At 32.2% G+C, this 17765-nt stretch carries 13 protein-coding genes and 1 pseudogene; 12 read left to right on the top strand and 2 right to left on the bottom strand.

Annotated features, from left to right (window positions below):
- Positions 1–130 precede the first annotated feature (130 nt).
- The 9 genes and pseudogenes from ABXT67_RS02135 to ABXT67_RS02095 all read left to right on the top strand — a co-directional run bounded on the left by ABXT67_RS02135 (position 131) and on the right by ABXT67_RS02095 (position 8789).
- Complete coding sequence (locus tag ABXT67_RS02135; RefSeq protein ID WP_415375650.1) at positions 131–1771, top strand: T9SS type A sorting domain-containing protein; 1641 nt, start codon at positions 131–133, stop codon at positions 1769–1771.
- A gap of 339 nt (positions 1772–2110) precedes the next feature.
- Positions 2111–2620 (top strand): T9SS type A sorting domain-containing protein, encoded by a 510-nt coding sequence (locus ABXT67_RS02130; protein WP_415375649.1) that lies wholly within the window; start codon positions 2111–2113, stop codon positions 2618–2620.
- Positions 2621–2810: 190 nt separating this feature from the next.
- Complete coding sequence (locus ABXT67_RS02125) at positions 2811–3758, top strand: tRNA dihydrouridine synthase (protein WP_415375648.1); 948 nt, start codon at positions 2811–2813, stop codon at positions 3756–3758.
- Positions 3759–4579: 821 nt separating this feature from the next.
- Positions 4580–5497, top strand: a complete 918-nt coding sequence (locus tag ABXT67_RS02120) for a metallophosphoesterase (protein ID WP_415376898.1) — start codon at positions 4580–4582, stop codon at positions 5495–5497.
- A 30-nt stretch (positions 5498–5527) separates the two neighbouring features.
- A complete protein-coding gene (locus ABXT67_RS02115) occupies positions 5528–5749 on the top strand; it encodes a hypothetical protein (RefSeq protein WP_415375647.1) in 222 nt (73 codons plus the stop codon).
- A gap of 1338 nt (positions 5750–7087) precedes the next feature.
- Positions 7088–7672 carry a CPBP family intramembrane glutamic endopeptidase gene (locus tag ABXT67_RS02110; RefSeq protein ID WP_415375646.1) on the top strand — a complete coding sequence of 195 codons (585 nt, stop codon included), beginning with the start codon at positions 7088–7090 and terminating at the stop codon, positions 7670–7672.
- A gap of 111 nt (positions 7673–7783) precedes the next feature.
- Positions 7784–7909 (top strand): annotated as a pseudogene (locus ABXT67_RS02105) (type 1 periplasmic binding fold superfamily protein); the annotation flags it as partial.
- Positions 7910–8022: 113 nt separating this feature from the next.
- Positions 8023–8235: a DUF6122 family protein gene (locus tag ABXT67_RS02100; protein WP_415375645.1), complete on the top strand. Its 213-nt coding sequence runs from the start codon at positions 8023–8025 to the stop codon at positions 8233–8235.
- Between the two features lie 140 nt (positions 8236–8375).
- On the top strand, positions 8376–8789 hold the full coding sequence (locus tag ABXT67_RS02095) for a lipocalin family protein (protein WP_415375644.1): 414 nt from the start codon (positions 8376–8378) through the stop codon (positions 8787–8789).
- Positions 8790–9360: 571 nt separating this feature from the next.
- Here the strand turns inward: ABXT67_RS02095 and ABXT67_RS02090 are convergent.
- A complete protein-coding gene (locus tag ABXT67_RS02090; protein WP_415375643.1) occupies positions 9361–10545 on the bottom strand; it encodes a response regulator in 1185 nt (394 codons plus the stop codon).
- 179 nt (positions 10546–10724) lie between these two features.
- On the opposite strand from ABXT67_RS02090, the gene ABXT67_RS02085 reads away from it, so the two are divergent.
- The 3 genes from ABXT67_RS02085 to ABXT67_RS02075 are packed head-to-tail and all read left to right on the top strand — an operon-like array spanning position 10725 to position 16542.
- Positions 10725–13814, top strand: a complete 3090-nt coding sequence (locus tag ABXT67_RS02085) for a hypothetical protein (protein ID WP_415375642.1) — start codon at positions 10725–10727, stop codon at positions 13812–13814.
- Positions 13814–15031 (top strand): hypothetical protein, encoded by a 1218-nt coding sequence (locus tag ABXT67_RS02080; RefSeq protein ID WP_415375641.1) that lies wholly within the window; start codon positions 13814–13816, stop codon positions 15029–15031. The genes ABXT67_RS02085 and ABXT67_RS02080 overlap by 1 nt, the downstream gene beginning before the upstream one ends.
- Complete coding sequence (locus ABXT67_RS02075; protein ID WP_415375640.1) at positions 15025–16542, top strand: cellulase family glycosylhydrolase; 1518 nt, start codon at positions 15025–15027, stop codon at positions 16540–16542. The genes ABXT67_RS02080 and ABXT67_RS02075 overlap by 7 nt, the downstream gene beginning before the upstream one ends.
- On the opposite strand, the gene ABXT67_RS02070 is transcribed toward ABXT67_RS02075, so the two are convergent.
- The gene (locus tag ABXT67_RS02070) at positions 16529–17752 is read right to left on the bottom strand and encodes a glycosyltransferase (RefSeq protein ID WP_415375639.1); all 1224 of its coding nucleotides are present in this window, start codon (positions 17750–17752) and stop codon (positions 16529–16531) included. The genes ABXT67_RS02075 and ABXT67_RS02070 overlap by 14 nt on opposite strands.
- Between the last annotated feature and the right edge of the window lie 13 nt (positions 17753–17765).

Raw genomic sequence — 17765 nt, 5'->3', positions numbered from 1 at the left:
TCCCTTTTTCACGCAACCTTTTTTACCTCTTCAAGACTATAAAGAAAGAACCTTAAAAAAAATTGCTATTAAAAAATTCACACTCTTTATACTCGTTATATGTATTTCAATCTTATCAAACGCACAGGAGGTGGCTTGGTTAAATACAGCGGGTGCTGAAGGAAATGATTCTGCCTCAAAAATCATAACAGATGGTAACGATAACATCTATGTATTAGGAATGTTTGAGAACACTGTAGATTTTGACCCGGGTCCTGGAGAATTTAATCTTACCTCTACTGCCTTTAGAGATATTTATCTACAAAAACTAGATAGCGATGGCAATTTTATGTGGGCAGTAAGTTTTGGCTCTGCCGAATATGAAAGCGCTGTAGATTTGGTGGTAGATAATACTAATGATAAAGTATATATTTTAGGAAACCATATAGATACTATAGACCTTGACCCTGGTGTAGGTGAAATGATTGTTACTACCCAAGGGGGATCAGATTTTTATATAATCGTGTTAAATAGTGATGGTAGTTTTAATGATGCAAAAGTTTGGGGTAGCCCAGAAAATGATGTTGCATACGGCATTTCACTTCTTGGTAATGGCAACCTAGGCATCACTGGTGCATTTGAAACAATGTTAGACCTAGACCCCGGGCCAAATAATGCAATAGTCACAAACAACGACCAAAATTTTGATGGTTTTGTAGTCACATTAGATCCTAATGTATCCTATCTTCAGTCTTTTACATTAAGCGGAGACAATAGTATTGTAGGCTATGATATAGATATTGATACCAATGAAAACATTATTGTAAGTGGAACTTTTTATGACACAATAGATTTTGATCCCAGCGCAACTATTTTTGAACTGAACACTAACGGTGATAAACATATTTTTGTAGCAAAATACACCAGTACAAATGATTTTATTTGGGCAAAAAGTTTTGGCAACAGCGGGATTCGCCTTCGTTTAGGAGGTCTTTCTTTAGATAACAATGATGATGTATTGATAACAGGTTCTTATGAGGGATCCATAGACCTAGACCCCGGCACAGGTGTTTCTGAAATTAGCTCTAATGGCGGTGATGATATTTTTATTTCGAAACTTGACGAAAATGGTGATTTTGTATGGGGCAATGGTATTGGAGGCACTTCATTTCTTCCAGACGAGGGTTTTTCCATTACTTCAAATAATAATAATGATGTGATAGTCTCCGGGAAATTTGCAGAAACAGTAGACTTTAATACTGGGGCTGAAATGCATGAGCTAACATCAAACGGTGAAAAGGATATATTTCTTTTACAATTAAATAGTGATGGAGCATTTATGGAAGCATACAGGATGGGTGGCCCTAACCGAGATGTGGGTGTTGCTGTTTCAGTAGACTCCAGTAACGAGGTGATACTAGGTGGAACTTTTCGTGAAATTTCAGATTTACACCCTGGCTCTGGTGTTTTTAATGTCACCTCAAATGGAGGCTCTGATGCATTTGTTATGAAATTAAACAACTTGGTTTTAGGAACCGAAGACATCACGACTCAAAATTCAAAAATTATGGCGTATCCAAACCCAACTAGCGGCGATTTCAGTATTGTATTACAGGAAACTTTGGATACCGTTGACGTTGCCATTACCAATATGCTAGGGCAAGTGGTAGTTGCTTCAAAATTTCACCATCAAAAAACCATTCAGCTTTTATTACCAGTAGCAGCAGGAGTTTACTTTTGTACGGTAACTTCGTCAGGAGCTAGTAACACTATTAAGCTGATAAAAAAATAACAAAACACGCAACTATCTAGAAGCCTCTCTTTTAGTTTGTACAGAGGTTCTTGCATACGGTTAAAAACTATTTCTAAAATCTGTAAAAAAGAGTCTCTTTTAAACGATCTCTGCTTATCACCAAGTAAGATTAAATAAGAAATTAGGGGTAAACCCTAAAAACATTTTATCTAAGACTCTTATGGGATCATCAAAACTGTTTTTGATGGAACTGGATTAGAAATTTTTCCAAGTTTAACGGCGAACCATTTAGGCACAAGCCCTGCTAATAGTTTTCTTGCTAATGAAGCAACGGGAACTATTGATTTTGATTTAGGTGGAATATTTGCTGTAGAGGGATTGTCATTTTGGAATCAAAATGTAGGTGGACCGACTACAGATGTTGGCATAAATAGTGTTCTTTTTTTCTCGTCACTTGATGGTGTCGTTTATACGCCAATAGCAGGAGCTCCTACTGTTTTTGCTGAAGTATTTACATTGACCTCTCCGCCAGAAATGGTTCTGTTTACCGCAGTTGAAACTGCGTTCATTAGATTAGAAGTGTTAAGCACACACGGTGCTCCACAAATGGGATTTGCAGAGATTGCTTTCTCTGGAGAAGCTGCATTAAGCATTGACACGCCTTCAAATTTAAAATCGATAAGTTTATATCCGAATCCTTCAAATGACTTTATTTCAATTAAAGGATCTATAGACACTAATCAATATATAGTATATGATATATTAGGTAAAGAGGTGTTAAATGGGACTATATCTGAAAATATAAAAATTAATATACAGGATTTAAATTCAGGAATATATCTTTTAAAATTCACTGATTTAAATGCAATTAAATTCATAAAAGAATAAAAAGTCTGCTAATAAATCATTTTATAAAATAACGGTCATAAGTACGGCAATTGTTGAGCTTATGACTGCTGTTTTTATTTGTAATCGGAAAATACCGCATTTGAATTTATTATTTGGGGATACATAAGCCCTTTCATTTGTAAAAAAATAACAAGATATTCTACTATATTTGTTCCTGCAAAAAAAAATAATGCCCTACCAACTTTTATCCTCGCCTTTACAAGGCTTTACAGATGCGACTTTTCGCAATGCACAGCAGAAATTCTTTGGAGGAATAGACACGTTTTATGCGCCCTATATAAGGTTTAATAGAAAGATGATTATTAAGGGCTCGTACCAACGAGATTTAAACCCTGAAGTAAATACAAGCTTGGAGTTAATCCCACAAGTAATGACCGCAGATGCAGATCATTTTATATTTGTGATACAATATATTCAATCTTTAGGGTATACCGAACTTAATTGGAATTTGGGTTGCCCATACCCAATGGTTACTAAAAGTGGCATGGGCTCTGGGCTTATTTGCAATACAGAAAAAATAGACCATATTCTAGATCGTGCTCATAGCGAGACAGATGTTACCATTTCTATGAAAATGCGCCTTGGCTATGAAAATAGCACTGAAATACTGGATGCTTTTCCCATACTAGAAAAGTACCCGCTTAAAAATGTAGCTATTCATGCGCGACTTGGTAAGCAATTATACAAAGGCGGTGTAGATCTTGACGCATTCCAGAAATGTGTTGACGTTTCAAAACATACGCTGTATTATAATGGCGATATTACCACGGTTGCGCAGTTTAAAGCAATGCGAGAACGTTTTCCTGAAATCCAGCATTTTATGTTAGGACGAGGGCTTATTGCAGATCCTTTTCTCCCAAGCATGATTAAGGCAGATACTACAGAATATCCAAGGGAGCGATGGGATGTTTTTAGAGAATTTCACGATACTATTTACACGCAATATGATGCGATGCTTTCTGGACCTACGCCTATAAAGATGAAAATGCTTGGTTTCTGGGAGTTCTTCTCGCAGGCTACGCACAATCCACAAAAAGTCTACAAAGCAATTAAAAAAGCAGGAAATCCTTATAAATATAGGCAGGCTGTGGGGGAGATTATTGCTGCTCAAAAATAACTTGTTATTAGATACCTTGTATTTGAAATAAGTGCCCAAAATAAGTAGAACAGATAAAAAGTCCTCTAGATATTGCTTTAAATAAAGTAGCTCTGAGGGATAACCTCCACGACTTTCAATTTTTATCCTGAGAATTTTACGGGATAACCTTGACAAACGTCTCCATATAAGGAGTTAGCAAGTATTATAATGAAAAAAGTAACCACTTAATTAATAATCGAAATTTGGAATAACACGCTTGCTTTATAAGGGTCAAAACACAAAGACGCACATAAAACATAGCTAATAAGTACTAAAACGAAAGATTTTTGCTTGTTGGCAAATGCCACCTAAAATTTAAAGTTGGCTTATTGATAAAAAAAAGGAATAAGACAGGTCTGTCTTGCCTCTCGCAGGCAGGAAAATTTAAAAATCAGGCTTGTGTTTCCTCCTGATTTAATGTAGTGTCAGTTGTATATGGAATCGTCCTAACGCCATTCCAATAACAATCAATCAACGCGCAGAGAAGATTGCTATAGTAACTAAATATAACCGAAAAATATCCCTCGGCATACAATCAAACATATTACAATCCTATTGGCTGTAGTGTCTTTATTATCGCCTTGACTCGGTAATGGTCGCATCCGCTTAATATTGTAAACAAGACAGAAAAAAATAAAACCATAAGAAAAGAGAATTATTTTTCTTCCCAAATATCAAATTTATGTCAATACAGAGTACTTGGCATTACACGCTACCTTAAATAGAATTACTTTCGCATTATGTATAACAAGATAAATATGAAAAAGCGCAAACTAAGTTTTAAGAAAATTGTTAAGTGAATTATCATTAGTCTTTTCTCTTATTGGATATTAGCTACTTTAATTTTTGGACACACCAAATTTGATTCAGATAAAGGAAAAACTGTTTATGGTTGGTCCGGTTTTGACGCACTTTTTACAGATGAGGACTTTGGTTTCTCTAGAAATAAAGAATCGAAATCTAAATTAGATGGAATTGATGGACCTTATTTTTTTGATAAAATTAAGTTCACAGTCAATTCTGCAAACAAATTAGTCCAAAATAAAATTGACAGAAATAAGCCTATAAAAGTAATCGTCAATAATGAAGATAAGGACGAATTTGATTTCGTATTAAAAAACGCACATCAGCAAGAAATTGACAACTATGATTTTCCTTCTAAATTAATCTCTATACCAGACATTGAAGGTAATTTTAATGCCTTTTACAGTTTTTTATTAAATAATAAAGTAATAGATGAAAATTATAATTGGTCTTATAATAATGGACACTTAGTACTGAATGGTGATTTTTTTGATCGTGGAGAAAATGTTAATCAAGTATTATGGTTAATTTATATGCTTGAAGAAAAAGCAGAAGAACAAGGTGGTAAAGTTCATTTTATCAACGGGAATCACGAAATAACGAAGCTTTATGGCGACGTTTCTTATGCAAAAGAAAAATATATTGAAGTTGCGAAACAAATTAGTAATGAAAAACATTGGGATACTGCTTCAAAATTTCTTTACTCTAATGATTCTGAATTAGGTAAGTGGTTGAGAAATAAAAATGTTATTGAAAAGATTGAACCCTATATATTTGTACACGGCGGAATAAATACCAAACTCATGCATGAAAAACTGAGTATTTCTGAAATAAACAAAATTGCAAAAAAGTACTATGGTAAGAGAAAGTTAGGAAGTAAAAACAGTAAAGAAAATTTAATTTTCAGTCCCTAATTTGGCCGATATTGGGATAGAAGTTTATCAATGGACTTAATTTACAAAGTGGTGTTTTTATTTAATGACCCCCTCAATGCGCCAACTCACAAACCTTCACAAGCTGAATTGGATGATGTTTTAATGTTTTACAATTCCCCAAAAATTGTTATAGGTCACAGTGTCTTAAATGAAGTGGCTTATGACTATAATAATAAAGTAATTAAAATTGATGTAAAACACGGTCTGAATAAAAACAGTAAAAACACATAAGGGCTTTTAATAGAAAACGGAATTGAATATATAGTAAATGGTTTGGGAGTGAAAGTTAAATTATAAATTTACTAACAAAACTAAGAGGTACGGTTTACAACAATGCACAGCGTTACTGAGAGTTTAAGTGCTTAGCCCCAAAGTGAAGCGCATTGAACAAAGTCTTGAAAATTTTCAATTTTGCTTGTCTATAAAAATAAAGAAAAATTAAAAATTTGGCTAAGTGTAATTCTAAAAGTGCAGTTCTTTCGGGTTCCTTACTAACCAAAATCTAACCGTTGTGAACAAATTAAAAACGAGAATCTCAAAACAAAAACATGAAAGTACAACCGCACAAAACCGAAAGAATACATTCACTAGATTCTCTAAGTGCGATTGCGATGTTATTAGGGATTGTTATACATCCAGCCATTCCTATTCGGTTACTGACACTGGTTTTAGTAAAGACCCAAATCCGATACATATATCTAATGTTCTCATTGATAATTTAATACATGTTTTAGGCTGTCTTTATTTTTTATAGTGACCTTATCTTTTGGAGCATTGTTATTTTATGAAAAGGTTTTGTAAAAACGTTAAAGATAGAACTTCTAGAGTGCTTTATATTTTTCTTACTACTGTATCCAACTCTTAATTTTTCTTGGGAGTATGCGACGGCAACCTTTGCAGGAAGTGATAATGCAATGGGAGTCGCTATTTCATATTTCTCATATTTTCTTGCCAAATAGCACGTGGTTCTTTGGTTTTTGAGTTGCCTAATCCATTGTTTTACCGGATAGTAATTACCATTTGAATCTGTATATAAAAAACTAAATGGCGAATGTCAATTTATTCACATCTTTATAAGCTATTGCAGGTATTCATGATGCGCTTGGCAGTTCAAAATATGTAATGTCGTTATGCATAAGAAAATGTTTTTTAAAGAATAGAATGATTGATTTTTAACGACTTAAAATAGAAGTCTTAAAGCCGTTCAGAACTGATCGAAGTCTGTGTGGAAAAGAGAGGGGATTTACAATGTTTTCGAAGGAATAGGTTCACAGTATCCATTAACCTTATTCCTCTCTTTTGTTTTTTCTAGTTTATAATCTAATTTAATGAATTGTAAACTTAAGGCTTGTATAATTAATTGGATGGCTATAGGCTACTTATGCAAATTTTTGCCAATTTTTTGTTCAGTTTTTATTTGCTAAATTACATGTATAACCAAGTAGCTAAACATACACGATTATACCGGCAAAAATATTCTCAAATGGCACAGGAAGTTGCTGATTAATTTAAGGGTCTTTTAGAACAGTTATATACATATAGTTAGTTTTCAATTTTAAATGAAACGTTATGAATAAAAATTCAGTTTATATTATTTTAATATCAATGATTTTTTTGTGGGGTTCATTTGTTCTGGTTAGTTTTTTTTCTGACCCTAAAGGATTTATTTCATATTTAGGATTTACAAATAATAATAGTGGGACTACCTTAAGTTGGGCATTAGCTTTACTAACCGTAATCTTATATTGCTTTAGTGCGGCAAAGATACCAGATGTAAAGTACTATATGTTCAGAATTGATGGACTAAAAGTAGTCGCAATTTTGGCAGCTGTCTTTGCAGGGATAATGGAAGAGGTAATCTATAGAAAATGGATTATGGATTATCTCAACGCACAAGACTTCTCTGTTATACTGCAGGTCATAATATCAGGTTTAGCTTTTGGCATTATTCATCTTCTGTGGGGAATAAAAAATATTAAAGCTGGAGTAAATGCTTTTATCTCTACATCAATATTAGGCTTTGCCTTAGCCATTGTGTACTTAGTTTCAGAGCGTAGTTTAGCACCTTGCATAGTTGCTCATTTTATTATAACAGCACTTATAGAACCTGGTTTACTGATTGCTGCAAAAAATGATAAATTAGGTTATTGGTAACAAAATCTATGGGTACACTCAAACGAAATCGAATTATAACCTGAAAATTAGCAAAAAAGAAGTCGGGATTTAAAAGCTGAACGGGACAAAACGCAATTAGAATAAACAAAGGGCGCAGTGAGTTCAGGCACATTAACGGTTACACTTCGCCACGAACCTACTAAACCAAATACTGGTTTAGGGGATGCAGGAGGAGAAACAGATATTGCAGCAACCTTTAACGTAACGGTACAATAGATTTTAATTAGTCATACTTTTCTTTGTTCCAAACTGAATGCCCTTTATGATTTTTCCGTAAAGGGCATTTTATTTTAGAATTATTTAGAAAAAGCCAAAGCATAAAGCCATAGATGCTTGCTACAATGCTAATCGACTTAGATCATCTTTTGGCAGACCCTATCTTTTCTGCTACGCGTTGCAGTATAAATTTTCATCCATTACATAGTTATTGGGCAATTGCAGTGTATGTATTGTTGGCATATTTTAAAAAGAGCAGAATTATCGCTGTCGGACTTGTACTTCATATTATTACAGATAGCATTGATTGTTTATGGATGCGATAATTTACAGTGCAGGAAAACAAGCAGGGAATGCAATTGGTATTAGACTCAGATTGCCTGGTTTATTTTTATAAAGAAAAAGGCTTGAGATTTATAAAATAATTAAGTTATTTGTAATTAACAAAAGCTTAAAACTTAAAATCATGAATTACATTAAATTACCTTCAGCGCTTATCTTATGTCTTTTACTAGTATTTACCTCTTGTAGTAGTGATGATGATGGAGATAGTAGTTCTACAACTTCATCTTTATTAATTGGCAGTTGGCTACAGACTTCAAGTACCTTTAACGGAGAAAATGAAGAATTGGATGAATGCGATTTATTATCCAGCGCGGTTTTTACTAGTACGCAAATAACCTCTACGCTATATTATGGTGATGAATGTGCTATGACTGAATCATCTACTCAAACATATTCAGTAGATGGAAATATAATAAGTGTTACGGTTGAAAATGAAACCTATACTACCGAAATACTAACCCTTAATGATACGACGCTTACCGTTAAAGATGCGGATGGAAGTGATGAATACACAGATACGTATACAAGACAGTAAGACTTAAAGCTTACCTTGTATTATCATTATTTTTTTTAAAATCCCCAATTTGATTGGGGATTTTTTTTATGCTGAACTTAAATCTTTTTAAAACGTTTTGATTACATCTTAGATACTTCTTTACATCATAAGCCATCGCATAAGTGCAGCGCTTTATTTGCTTGTCTTAGTCCCAGGGTGTTAATCTTCGCAGCCCATAAATTAAGGGAGCTTCGCAAAGACTAGCTCATCAGTGCGCTGTTTTTGCTTTTCATATAACAGTCCTATTTACTTTCTGCCTGCCGCCATTGCTTTCGTATTTTGTGCTATAATATGGGGGCGTAAGTTGTTTCTTGGTTACTTTTCCAAGGTAGCTTTCTTTTAAAAGACATTCCTTACAGGTCTTGTTCGAAGCACGGTTTGACTTCTTTTAATATTTGATGCGTTTTATTTCTACCATAATTTTTAACCAAATAGAACTTTATACTTTGTTTTTTTTATCTGTTAACTGAATATATATTTGTTGATGTCATTTTCATTATCGTAAAATATGAGGATGCTTATTCCTATTTATTATCAATCAATTTTATTATTATACAACCTTTAATTCGCTTTGTGTAAACGATTTAACCTTTATTTTTTTTGACCTATACACCCAAGCGATTTGTGCTAATTGGCCAATAATTTTTATTGAATCTTTCATAGTTAATTTTGAGCCATCTGCGTGAATCCATCTTTTTAAGGGTTGCTCACAAAGCATTTTTTTTGCTTTTTTCAAACCATAATACTGTGTCATCCTTTTAAAAATTTCAACATCAAAAATCCATTTTGTCACAAACTCTTTTTTGAAAGCAATATTTATAACGTCTTTATGAAAGATTTTCGCACCACATTGTGTGTCTTTAAAATCCATTGATAAGATTTTTGTAATGATAAAATTGATGGTCAGACTTATTACCTTTCTGGCAGACCCTTTAGTAATATTTGCGCCCATTCTTGAAATTCTAGAACCACTCACTATTTTAAATTCTGAATGTTCTATTGTTTTAACTAAATCATCAAAATCAGCCAAATCTGTAGATAAATCAGCATCTAAAAAACCGAGATAGTCTAAGTCTTCTTTAGTAGCCATATGAAGCATTCCTACACGTACTGCTTCTGCTTTTCCTTTATTTTCTTTGCAGTCGTAGACGGTAATAAAATCTTCTCTTCCTTTTTGTAATTCTTTGAGAATTTTTAATGTTTTGTCATTGCTTCCGTCATTGACAAAACATAAATGATATCCAGAGTTTTTATTTATATAGTCTGTAAATTTAGTACTTAATAAACGTTCTTCTTCATTATAGCAAGGAATCACAACTCCTACGCAACGCTGCTGAATTATAACATCACTTTTTACAATTGTATTTTTAACCTCTGGAGCGCCTATTAATCTTTTTACACGCGCACTAATTTCATTTAAGCTTAAAGGCTTTTTCATATAGTCATTAATTCCTAATTCGAAACCCTCTATAATTGTTTCGTCTTTTGTATTGCTAGATAAAACCATTATTGGTGTTTGAGAGTTTTTTGTGTTTCTTATATGTTTTATAACATCTAAACCTGAAACTGTTTGCATATTTATGTCAACAATTACTAAATCTGGATTGATAGAATTATAATGTCCAATTGCTTTGAAAGCATCCGTTTCTATTATTACTTCGTAGCCAAACTCCTCTAACCCTTTTTGTAAAGGAAGTAATACTAATTGTTGATCATCTATTGCTAAAATCTTCAAAATACAGTTGTGTTAAATGATTTAGATACTTTGAAAGTACGTAGTAATATCATTTTAAATTGTGGATTTAGACTAAATTATCATTTAGTATAGACGAAGCACATTTTACTATAGACAGTTAATATCGAATCACTGTTGAATTTATGTATATTTAAACCACACGTATCAGAAAGGAATAAATGAAAGAAACTTCAAATAAACATTTAATTGTAACGATACTTTTAGGATTAGTTTTTCACGGTGCTTCTATTTTTTTTACCTTAGAAAATACGTATGATGCATTAATCCATGTGTTTTTTGCTGATCATTATGCAAATAGTTGGTTTGAACCGTGGAATTACGAATGGTATACTGGATTTACAGTAATGAGTTACCCGCCATTAGTACATCAATCTATTGGGTTGTTATCTATGATTGGGGGTTTAAAATTCGGACTATTTACCGTTGCACTTTTATCAATATTACTTTTTATAACAGGTATTTATCGTTTTTCTTTATTAATTACATCAAACAGAACCGTTGCAGGCTATGCTTCTATACTGGCTGTATTTTCGTCTTCTTTTGTAGAAACACTTCATATATTTGGTCAACTCCCAAGTATTGTAGGGATTTCCGTTTTATTGCACGCATTACCTGAAATCTATTTATGGCTAAAAACTGGGAAACGCTGGTATTTAGCAACTTCTTTGTCTTTAGTTGCCGTTACAGCTACTTCTCATCATGTTACATCAATATTTGGGATGGTGTTTTTCATCTTTCCATTAATAGGAATGGTCATTATTGATGTTTCTAGAGAGCGAGTAAAATCGATGAAAGAGGTTACTTTTAAAGTTTTTTTAAATAATTTTTTTAAGCTCTTTAAAAGGATTATTACTTTTGGAATATCATCTTTGGTTATTATTATTGGGTGTATTCTTCCCTATTGGATTAATTCTAAAAATAATCCAATAACACAAGTTCCAATTCCGCATGGGTCACGTGATAATTTTTTAGAGATTACATCTTCTGGACTCGTATTCTTTTTAGTTCCTTGGGGTATTTTACTCATACTATTGCCTTACATATTTTATAGATATTATAGTAAACGCTATCTCTTTTTTGGTTTATCTATAACCATACTAACTATTTTAGGAACGGGAGGAACAACCCCTATCCCAAGAATGATTTTAGGTGAAACAGCATTTAATATTCTTACTTTAGATAGATTTACGCTCTGGGCTTCTATTATGTCTTTACCGTTATTAGGTGAATTTGCATATCGTTTTATTGAAGGTGATTTAAAACTATTAATTCAATCAAAATTTGGCGCCATTTACCATTGGATTATTGGAGGGATACTTGCGGGGTTATTTGTTTTTATGACCATTTTCACTATAAGCCTTGGGTATTTTAGGCCACTACAACCACAGAAAATAAAGATGCTGCCTATTGTTAATTTTCTAAATCAGGATGATCACGATAAATGGCGTTTCTTAACTTTAGGCTTTGGTGATCAAATGGCATGGCTGAGTGCCCAAACGAATGCAATGACTGTAGATGGTAATTACCATTCTGCAAGAAGATTGCCAGAATTAACGACTAGACCTATTGAACGCCTGGAGAACTCAAAGTTTAAGGGTGTTGCAGGGATTGGTTCATTGCAACAGTTTTTAACAACACCAGAAAAATACAGCCTTAAGTATATTTTTTCGAACGATAAATTTTATGATCCTATTCTTTATTTCTCTGGGTGGCAAAGATTACAGCAATTACAAAATGGAATTATGGTTTGGGAACGCTTAAATGTAGCTCCAGTTTCTTCGGTTTTATATAAAGATGATGTCGCTAAATGGCAAAAAATCATTTGGGGAATTTTGCCTTTCTTAACAGTATTAATAGCATTCATTTTAAACATTCAAATGCTATTGATTAATGAATTGAAGTCAAGACCAAAAAAAACTCCTGCGTTTTTAAAGCATTCGAATAGTTATTCTAAGTTTTCAAATTCTATTCTAAAAATCACCCACTTTTGGTCAATTATTTTAATGATCATTGTTTTTTATAGTACCTATCAATCCTATTTAAAAAACGATTCACAACGTATTCCAGAAAATGTAATACTTGCATACTATGATGCTTTAGACTTTAAAGAATTTGAAAAAGCATATAGTTTAATTGATCCTGAAAATAATATTTCAATGGCTCAATATATGCTTGAAAATGCCGTTACAGATGGCTTATTGAGTAGTTATGCAAAACTTGATGCAATTGAAACAGTTATCATAAATAGAACTGATAGCTTGGCAACTGCAAGAATAACCACAGATTGGATTACTCCTCTTGAGAAAATTAATCGTGTTGATTATAAATCATTATCAAAACATAATAATAAATGGTATATTCTACCTGATCGTTTGGATACAGATTTACCTCCAGACCAACTTTATTCAACCAATAATACGAGCTTTTTCAATCAAGGAAGAAGAAGAGTAACAACTGAGCAAACCCATCATGAAGATGTATTAAAACAGCCAGTTTTAGAAGTGCTCTCAGCCAAACTTGTAAAATATAATAATCATTATGCAATAATTGGCGAAATCCAAAACATAGATAATGTACCTGCGGATATTGTACTAAAAGGCACATTATACAATGATGATAATAAATCGCTAGCAGTATACAATGCTAAATATCATGTAAAGCACAAGTTGTTACCAAAAGAATCAAGTTCTTTTAGAATTAATTTTGAAGGTATCGCATGGTCAAAAATTCAGGATTCTATTCCAGATACATTTAATCCAGATGAATTTACACCTGTAGATTTAGATGAGCAGCCCACAAAATTTAATTTACAAGTAGCTGGAAACGTTTCAGGATCGGATTTATATAAAAATATAGCGATGAGTGAACTAAATATTAATGGTGAAATTATTAATGGAAATCTATTTAATAGCGGAATCCAAGAAGTGACAGTTCCACAACTTTTAATTACATATTATGATGAAAGTAAAACGATGCTTTGGGTAGATCATTTATTTATAAAAGAAGGGATAAGACAACAGCGTAAAAGAGGTTTTGAATATCAAATCTTAAAAGAGGGTAGGGTGAAAATTATTAATGATGGAATGGAGAATGTTTTTGTAAATGGTCTACCTAACGAACCTATTTCAAATAAAATAATACCTAATAGAATTGAAAATCATACCAATGCTGAATTACAAAAAATTAAGCATCCAGATTTTAGTTATATAAAAATTGAAACAAACTCATACATTGGTAATCCAAATTAATGCAGAATAAATATACATACATATCTCTTTTAGGGCTGATTTTATTATCATCATTTACGCTAATAAAAAATAGGGAAGTCCTCCCAAATTTTACTTTGGAAACAAGTCAAACAGAATTTGAAGCAGGAAGTCCTATCGAATTAAAATTCTCAACTTCAAGAGAAACAGCCCCTCTTTTATATTGTTCAAGCAGTTATGGTTCTACTTTAATAGTTCCAACATATAAAAACAAAATACTTGTATATAAAATACCTTTTAGTATCAGCAGCAAAATTGGACTCGTAAATTGGAAACTAATTTATGAAGATTCATTCATATCTGGTAAATTTCGAATACGTCCAAAAAAAGAAGTTTCATCGATGGAAACATACATTGGGCCACCAAGTATTGAAGCTGGAGGAACAGACTATACAATGTTAGTTGTTATCCCAACAGATTCCTTGGACAATCCCTTTCCTAATAACACACTTGTGCTCGCAAAGCATCAGTTTTTAAATTCAGAAGAAAATGAAGAGATATTTACTAAAGATTTAATCTCTTATAAGAACATTTATTCTCAAAAAGAAAGTGGTCGCATATTAGTATCTTCTGAATCATTGGGCACTAATTCTAAAGAATTTTCAGTCAGTGTTTTTCCAGCAATTCCAATCGATTTTAAAATTTCTGCTACGCGTCCCCATGGCTACGCAGATGGCAATCAAGTAACAACATTTTCTACTTCTATTTTAGTTGATAAGCACAACAATATTGTTAGTGATGCTACCTATGTTACTTTTTTTATTACCAATGAAAAAGGGAATGTTTTAAAAACTTCAGGTGCTACTATTAATGGAGTTGCTACCTCTAAAATGATTCATCCTGATTATGAAACTCAATGGAGTGTGAAAGCATATGTTGATGGAATCGCTGAAAGCGAATTAATTATTTTGAGGTACAAGCAGGTTATTAAAGACTTTGATGTTTTGTTTTCAGAAAACAATAGAGATATAACTGTTGGCCCTCTAAAAAGTTTTATGAAGCAAATAATTCCAGATGGACTTCAGGTCAAACTTTTAATTTATAAAAACAAGACACTTTTTAAAACTGAAACTAAAACTTCGTTTGAAGGGTTGGTGAATTTTAATTTAAAACCAGATATCTATAAAAATAACAATTATACTATAGTAGTTAAAACTGCAGGTTTAGAAAAAACATTTAATTCTAAAAAACTATGGTAAACCTAAATAAAAATATAATCCGTAGCATTCTAATTGCTTCATACATTCTAATTATTGTAATTATTATTTCGGGTATTAGTTCAATATTTGCCTATTTAAATACTGGAGCAGATAGAAGCAGTATGCTACATACTAAACTAGAAAAAATAGAGCAATATATTCCTGAAGTTACTTGGGCGCCATTAAATAATGAAGGCAGACCAATGGATGAATTGATTTTAAAAAAAATAGAGAATGATTATTTAGATGCATGGTATGTAAAACTTGTGGCTTATAAAACCAACACAACTCTAGGTATTAAAGACTATTATACAGATAATGCTCGTAATAATATTTTCGCTTTTATAGCATTAAATAGTAAAGAAAAAGTTACAATCGAATCTACAACTTTAAATCACCATCCAACACTAGAATTTTTTAGTGAAGATGGTCAATTAGCAGTTATTACCGATAAAGATGTTATAGAATATAAACGTGTTTTTAAAGACGGAAAACTGATTTTAGAAACTAAAGAAAAATCTACCTATAAAATTATATTTTTATTAGAAGATGGTTTTTGGAGAATTAGACATTTTGTTAAGGAAAAAAGTGAACCTTTTAAAACCGAACCTAATCTAAGAGCAGTAAAACATCTAAACATAAAAGGAATTAATTATTATCCTCAAGCAACTCCTTGGGATATGTTTGGAGCTGATTTTTTAAAAGATACTATTTCTAATGATTTTAAAATCATAAAAGATAGCGGCTTAAATTCTATTCGTGTTTTTGTACAATACGATGATTTTGGTAAGGCTGATATTGACAAAGAAAAACTAGAAAAACTAAGGTTAACATTAGATGCTGCTGAAGAGAATGGTTTAAAAGTGGTGGTAACTCTTTTTGATTTTTATGGTGATTATTCAGTTTTGAACTGGACATTGAATATGCATCATGCCAAAACAATTATATCTGGATTAAAAGATCATAAAGCAATTATTGCTTGGGATATTAAAAATGAACCAAACTTAGATTTTGACTCAAGAGGAAAAGTCAATGTTATTTCGTGGCTTGACAATATGATTGATTTAGTTAAATCCATAGATCCTAATCATGCTGTAACTATTGGTTGGTCTAATGTGCAAAGTGCAACCATTTTAAAGGATAAAGTAGACGTTGTATCTTTTCATTATTATGAAGACATAGAAACCTTAGACTTAGCAATTGAAAACCTTAAAAAAGAAGTAGGTGAAAAACCAATAGTACTTCAAGAATTTGGTATGTCTTCCTATAATGGTATTTGGAAACTTTTTGGTAGTTCGGAAGAAGATCAAGCAAACTATCATAAAAACGCTCAAGAAATAATTGCGGCAAATAATTTACAATTTATGTCTTGGACGTTATATGATTTTGAAATAGTGCCAAGGAAAGTTGTAGGTAGCTTTCCTTGGCGTAAAAATGCTCAAAAGCGATTTGGATTTATTGATATTAGTGGGACAAAAAAAGCAGCTTTTAAATTCATTAGTCAAGAGTAACAGGTTTTGATACAATTGTCTTCTGAGGTGCATTTCTATTTCTAATTTGATTAAATTTATTTAAATACATGTTGGTTATTTTTTCCATTGGATAGGCAGTTGCAGCTTTATAATTTGCTTTAGCAATATTTAGTCGATGTGTATCATTTGTCAATAAAACTTCAATTGCACTTGCCAAACTTTCAATACTATTGGGTTCAAAAAATTCACCTTGGTACCCTTCGTCTTTAACTAATAAGGCTAGATCGCCTAAATCTGGCATTATAACTGCTTTACCATAACTACCAGCCTGATGTAAGACGCCAGAACTTCCTGTTGTAGATGTGTATGGGAATACAACAACAGCACTTTCTTTGAATAGCGTAGAGACATCATGCTCTTCAACATAGCCAGTAAATCTTAATTGTGGCACATGTTTATATTCTTCTTGGACTTTTGCTAAATAGCCCGTTACATTTGGATTGTCTGTTCCTGCAATAACAACTTCTAAATCTAATCCTGTGGTTGTTCTTACTTTTTCAACTGCTTCAATTAGAGATTCCACCTTTTTATAAGTACCAAATTTTCCGAATGTCATAATTTGTAAAGGGCTATTTCTAATTGAAAAATCTGGTTTTTCTTTTGAAACTTCAAATGTTCCATGTGGAATTAAAAAAACATTTTTAGCATTGTATTTTTTCTCTAAAATAGCAACATATTTTTGCATTGTTACAACAACGGTATCTGATTGTAATATTAATTTTGTTAAGGTAGTCCCTATAAATCCATATGCTTTTTGTAATAATTTATTTGAAGTAAAGCCGGCAGCTCCCAAATCTACTTCTTCTAAGATATTGTGCAATAATACGATGTTTGGAATATGTTTTAATTTACAAACTAAAGGCAATAGTAAACCTAAAGCTGCGGCGATTTTCTTATCGCCAAACTTCATAAACTGTAAGTTAAATAGTACTGCATCTGGTTGCGTATTATTAATCGCTTTTATTACATTAATTATGTTTAAATAGCCGTTAAATTTCCAACATTCTTTAACTGTTATTTTACAGCCTTCTTCGATAAAAGTAATGTCTTTTTTACCCTCAGTCTTATCAGTTAGTAATACCAATTCTGTAACACTCTTCTTTTGTCTAAAGTGTTTTACTAAGTGATATGCATATTCATTTAATGTTACCTTGCTTGGCGGATATGCTGTTAGGATTGCTAGTCTCATAAGTTTATTTTTA

This window comes from Patiriisocius sp. Uisw_017, assembly GCF_047731265.1.
Taxonomy (GTDB): Bacteria; Bacteroidota; Bacteroidia; order Flavobacteriales; family Flavobacteriaceae; genus Patiriisocius.
The sequence above is the reverse complement of the archived record's forward strand: the minus strand, read 5'-3'. Positions and strand labels throughout refer to the sequence as shown.

Excerpts from the sequence above, each read along its gene's own strand:
- ABXT67_RS02100 (WP_415375645.1), top strand. The coding sequence starts at position 8,023 with ATGCTTGCTACAATGCTAATCGACTTAGATCATCTTTTGGCAGACCCT.
- ABXT67_RS02070 (WP_415375639.1), bottom strand. The coding sequence starts at position 17,752 with ATGAGACTAGCAATCCTAACAGCATATCCGCCAAGCAAGGTAACATTA.
- ABXT67_RS02115 (WP_415375647.1), top strand. The coding sequence starts at position 5,528 with ATGGACTTAATTTACAAAGTGGTGTTTTTATTTAATGACCCCCTCAAT.
- ABXT67_RS02075 (WP_415375640.1), top strand. The coding sequence starts at position 15,025 with ATGGTAAACCTAAATAAAAATATAATCCGTAGCATTCTAATTGCTTCA.
- ABXT67_RS02085 (WP_415375642.1), top strand. The coding sequence starts at position 10,725 with ATGAAAGAAACTTCAAATAAACATTTAATTGTAACGATACTTTTAGGA.
- ABXT67_RS02080 (WP_415375641.1), top strand. The coding sequence starts at position 13,814 with ATGCAGAATAAATATACATACATATCTCTTTTAGGGCTGATTTTATTA.
- ABXT67_RS02095 (WP_415375644.1), top strand. The coding sequence starts at position 8,376 with ATGAATTACATTAAATTACCTTCAGCGCTTATCTTATGTCTTTTACTA.
- ABXT67_RS02125 (WP_415375648.1), top strand. The coding sequence starts at position 2,811 with ATGCCCTACCAACTTTTATCCTCGCCTTTACAAGGCTTTACAGATGCG.
- ABXT67_RS02110 (WP_415375646.1), top strand. The coding sequence starts at position 7,088 with ATGAATAAAAATTCAGTTTATATTATTTTAATATCAATGATTTTTTTG.